Origin of the sequence: Sphingomonas sp. CCH9-F2 (assembly GCF_001556735.1) — a bacterium.
In the GTDB taxonomy this organism is placed as follows: domain Bacteria; phylum Pseudomonadota; class Alphaproteobacteria; order Sphingomonadales; family Sphingomonadaceae; genus Sphingomonas; species Sphingomonas ginsenosidimutans.
Genome location: NZ_LSJO01000363.1, coordinates 1 through 3,936, shown reverse-complemented (window position 1 = coordinate 3,936; position 3,936 = coordinate 1). Strand labels below are relative to the sequence as shown.

Sequence of the window (3,936 nt, the reverse complement as noted above, 5' to 3'; positions counted from 1 at the left end):
CCGCGGGGCCGACCCCGCCGGCGACCGCGACGTGATTGTCCTTGATCATCGCCGCATCCCACAGGCCCATGCGGTGGTTCTTCGCGCCGCCGGTGCGGGTGGCGTATTTCTCCAGCCGGCGCAGGCCGGGGATGGTCTTGCGCGTGTCGAGCAGCGTCGCGCCGGTGCCCGCGATGCGATCGACATAGGCACGGGTCAGCGTCGCGATCCCCGACAGATGCTGCACGGTGTTGAGCGCCGATCGCTCCGCGGTCAGCAGTGCGCGCGCGCCGCCGGTGATGCGCATCAGCGCGGTTCCCGGCGGCACCTGCGCGCCGTCGGCGACGAGCAATTCGATCGCCGCATCCGGGTCCATCCGGCGGAAGAAGGCGGCGGCGATCTCCAGTCCGCACACGATGATCGCGTCGCGGCTGTCCATCACGGCGGCGAAGCGCGCACCGGCGGGAATCACCGCGGCGGAGGTGACGTCGCCGCCCTCCCCCAGATCCTCCGCCAGCGTCGCGGTGACGAACGCGTCGGTGTTGAACCCGTCGAGAACGAAGGTCATGGCAATACCTCTTCCGGTTCGACGCCCCACAGGCGGTCGACCTGGATGAACCCGGCCTGCCCCTTCACGTCGAAGCGGCACCAGCCGTTGCCGCACTGGCTGACGCGCCCGACGACGCCGGGCTGCGCGCGGAACAGGATGTGCGGGCCGCCCGGCCTGTCGCGCATTTCCGCCGGATCCCCGCCCTGGACGATCGCGGCGCGGTTGTTGCTGATCATCGTGCCCAGCATCCACCCCTGGGTGCCGCCGGGATCTTCGATCTTGCGCCATTCCTTGAACGTGTCGACCACCCGCACGGGCAGGCCGGCGCGCACGTACAGCCAGCTGGAGGGGAAGGTGCGGCCGGGCCCCGTGCGCATCCGCGCGCGCGCCGGGGCGATCGACGCATAATAAGGCGGCTTGCGGTCGACCGGCGCGGCCTCGACCGGTGTCGTCGCCGCCACGGCCGCCGCGACCATCCACATGCCCGCACGCATTACCCGATACCCCTGGTCATCCCCCGCCTGTAGCGCCCGGACCGCGCCCGCATCAACCGTTGACGCGCCCCGCCGGCTGGGCCAATCCGCTGGCATGGCCGACACGCGACGCTCCGCCCATCCCACGGTGATCGTCACGCGCGAACTGCCCGATGTCGTCATGCGGCGGCTGGAGGAATTGTTCGACACCACCAACAACCGCGGCGATCGCCCGATGACGCGCGACGAACTGGCGCGCGCGATGGCGACCTGCGACGTGCTGGTCCCCGCGGTCACCGACACGATCGACGCTGCGCTGATCGCGGGTGCGGGCGAACGGCTGCGGCTGATTGCCAATTTCGGCGCGGGCGTGAACCATATTGATCTGAACGCGGCGCGCGCGCGCGGGATCATCGTCACCAACACCCCCGGCGTCCTGACCGAGGATACCGCCGACCTGACGATGGCGCTGATCGTGTCCGTCCCGCGCCGGCTGGCGGAGGGGGAAAAGCTGGTCCGCTCCGGCCAGTGGAGCGGGTGGAGCCCTGGCGGGATGCTGGGCTATCGCATCGGCGGCAAGGCGCTGGGGATCGTCGGCATGGGCCGCATCGGCCAGGCAGTGGCGCGCCGCGCGCGCGCCTTCGGCCTGTCGATCCACTATCACAACCGCCACCGCCTGCCCAAGGTGGTGGAGGCCGAGCTGGGGGCGCAATGGCACCCCAACCTGGACGAGATGCTGGGCGCGATCGACATATTGACGCTGCACACCCCGCTCAACGCCGACAGTCGCGACTTGATCGACGCGCGCCGCATCGCGCTGCTGCGCCCGCACGTCTTCGTCATCAACGCCAGCCGCGGCGGCATCCTGGACGAGGATGCGCTGGTCGCGGCGCTGGAGGGCGGGCGACTGGCGGGTGCGGGGCTGGACGTGTGGCATCACGAACCGCGCATCGACCCGCGACTGCTGGCGCTGCCCAACGTGGTAATGACCCCGCACATGGGATCGGCCACCTACGAAGGCCGCGTCGCCAGCGGCGAGCGCGTCGTCGCCAACATCCGCATGTGGGCCGATGGCCACCGCCCGCCCGACCAAGTGCTGGAAGGCTGGGTCTAGGGCGAGGCCCTAACACGCGGACATGTGACGAAAAGTTTCCCGCCGGAACCCATCGCCGCGCCGTCCTTTTGACCGGGGTCACCCACCCCGAAAGGAACCCCGCCATGAAGAAGATTGCCATCTCCGCTTTGCTGGTCGCGTCGGCCGCGTCGATGTCGGCCTGTTCGACGCTACGCGGTGCCGCGATCGGCGGCGCCGGCGGTGCGGGTGTTGCGGCAGCGACCGGCGGCAGCGTGGAGAAGGGCGCGGCCGTCGGCGGCGCTGCGGGTGCCGTAGCCGGCACCGTCATCGACTGACCACCGCTACCCCGCTAACGTGACGGCGCGTCGCCTGCGATGGCGGCGCGCCGTTTGCATTTGCTGGGAAAGAGCCATGATCGCCATGCTGTTGATGGCCTCCGCCGCAGCCGCAGCCTGCCCTTCCGCTCACGCCGGCACCTCGCTGAGCGGCTTTGCCCTCTTCGACGGCCCGGTCACCGACAATGCAGTTCTCGCCCCCGACACGTCACGACGCAGGAACGGGAAGCTGGTGCAGACCTGGAGGGTCGATGGCGTCTATCGCGCCGGTCGCTCGCTCACCCTGCGCTGCGATTATCCGCGCCGCCCGCCGCTGTTCGTCCCGGTCACGCGCCGGATGACCACGTGCCGGGCAACGTGGCACGCCGCCCGCCCGTCGCTGTCCTGTCGCTAGCGTGCACGCGAAGCCGCTAAGACGCAAAGAGCGATCACCCCTGGCCGCCGAAGCGGTCAAAACTACCCATGCTTGAAAGCGAGCGGACGCTCCGGCTCGCAACCCGACCCCTCCCCGTCTCCGGGCCTCCGCGCCTCCGCGTGAACCCACTTCTTCGCGTCTTCGCGTGAACCCTAACGGACCAACGCCGCCGCGCGCCGCAGGTCCTTTTCACGCCCGAACATCCGCAGGATATCCACCAACTCCGCACGCCCCGGCACGAACACCTCGCCCCGCGCCGCGCGCGTCACCGGGCGGACCGCCTTCCACATACCGTCGACGCACACCTCCAACCCGGCCATGATCTCCACCGGCAACGGCGCACCGTCGAGCCGTGCATAAGGGTGGGACCGGAACCGCTCACTCGCCGTACCGGTCGCGACCGCGCCCGGCCACGCCGCCAGCAACCGTTCGGCATCGGCCGGCGACAGCAGCAGGTCGACATCCGCCACCGACGTATCGACGCCATGCAGCACGACCGCCGCGCTGCCGATGATCCACCAATGGTCGCGCGCACCAGCCTGCGCCATCGCCGCCGCGACGCGCGCCAGCGTGGCGTCCAGCATCAATCGCCGGTCAGGATACGATCGACCAGCTGCTTCACCGTGGGCACGAAGCCGTTGGAATAGAAGGGATCGCGCTTGAAGTTATACGCCGCATGACCCGCGAACATCAGGTTCTGGTCGGTATCGGCGCCGTGCGCGATCTCCTGCAACGTCTTCTGGATGCAGAAGCTGCGCGGATCGGCCAGCCGCCCGGTCGAATTGGTCTCGGTATCCGCCCAGCTGGAGAACAGGCACTGGCTGAGGCAGCCCATGCAATCGGCCTGATCCTTGCGGATTTCCGCCTTCTCGCCCGGCGACACGAACACCAGCGTATTGTCGGGAGTCTTCAGCGCGTCGGTGAAGCCCTCGCCGAACCACTGGCGCGCGCGCAGCAGGTCGTTGCGCGTCACCCAGAAATTCTTACCCTTCACGCCCACGTCCAGCTGGAAGACATGATCCCCCGCCTCCTGCGTGGAAAAGGCGATCTGCCGCTCCGACCGCGCCTCCAGCGCGCGCAGGAACGGGTTGCGCACCGCCGACGAATAG

The 3,936-nt window shown here is 69.5% G+C and carries 6 protein-coding genes and 1 pseudogene; 3 read left to right on the top strand and 4 right to left on the bottom strand.

Features of this window, described 5'->3' with window-relative positions:
* The coding region (locus tag AX685_RS10575) for a nicotinate-nucleotide diphosphorylase (protein ID WP_443026256.1) at positions 1-547 on the bottom strand (547 nt) is incomplete at its 3' end.
* Positions 544-1,023, bottom strand: coding sequence for an SH3 domain-containing protein (locus tag AX685_RS10570; RefSeq protein WP_066488379.1), 480 nt, complete (start codon positions 1,021-1,023; stop codon positions 544-546). The genes AX685_RS10575 and AX685_RS10570, both read right to left, overlap by 4 nt.
* A 94-nt stretch (positions 1,024-1,117) precedes the next feature.
* Here AX685_RS10570 and AX685_RS10565 point away from each other — a divergent pair, with 94 nt between their 5' ends.
* The 3 genes from AX685_RS10565 to AX685_RS10555 all read left to right on the top strand — a co-directional run bounded on the left by AX685_RS10565 (position 1,118) and on the right by AX685_RS10555 (position 2,806).
* On the top strand, positions 1,118-2,116 hold the full coding sequence (locus AX685_RS10565; RefSeq protein ID WP_066488377.1) for a 2-hydroxyacid dehydrogenase: 999 nt from the start codon (positions 1,118-1,120) through the stop codon (positions 2,114-2,116).
* Positions 2,117-2,220: 104 nt separating this feature from the next.
* Positions 2,221-2,412, top strand: coding sequence for a hypothetical protein (locus AX685_RS10560; protein ID WP_066488375.1), 192 nt, complete (start codon positions 2,221-2,223; stop codon positions 2,410-2,412).
* A gap of 76 nt (positions 2,413-2,488) precedes the next feature.
* Positions 2,489-2,806: an STY0301 family protein gene (locus AX685_RS10555; protein WP_066488364.1), complete on the top strand. Its 318-nt coding sequence runs from the start codon at positions 2,489-2,491 to the stop codon at positions 2,804-2,806.
* Between the two features lie 173 nt (positions 2,807-2,979).
* Here the strand turns inward: AX685_RS10555 and AX685_RS10550 are convergent, their stop codons facing one another.
* Together AX685_RS10550 and AX685_RS10545 are read right to left on the bottom strand one after the other, a co-directional pair.
* Positions 2,980-3,411: a hypothetical protein gene (locus AX685_RS10550; protein WP_066488361.1), complete on the bottom strand. Its 432-nt coding sequence runs from the start codon at positions 3,409-3,411 to the stop codon at positions 2,980-2,982.
* A pseudogene (locus AX685_RS10545) lies at positions 3,411-3,936 on the bottom strand (nitronate monooxygenase); the annotation flags it as partial. The gene AX685_RS10550 and the pseudogene AX685_RS10545, both read right to left, overlap by 1 nt.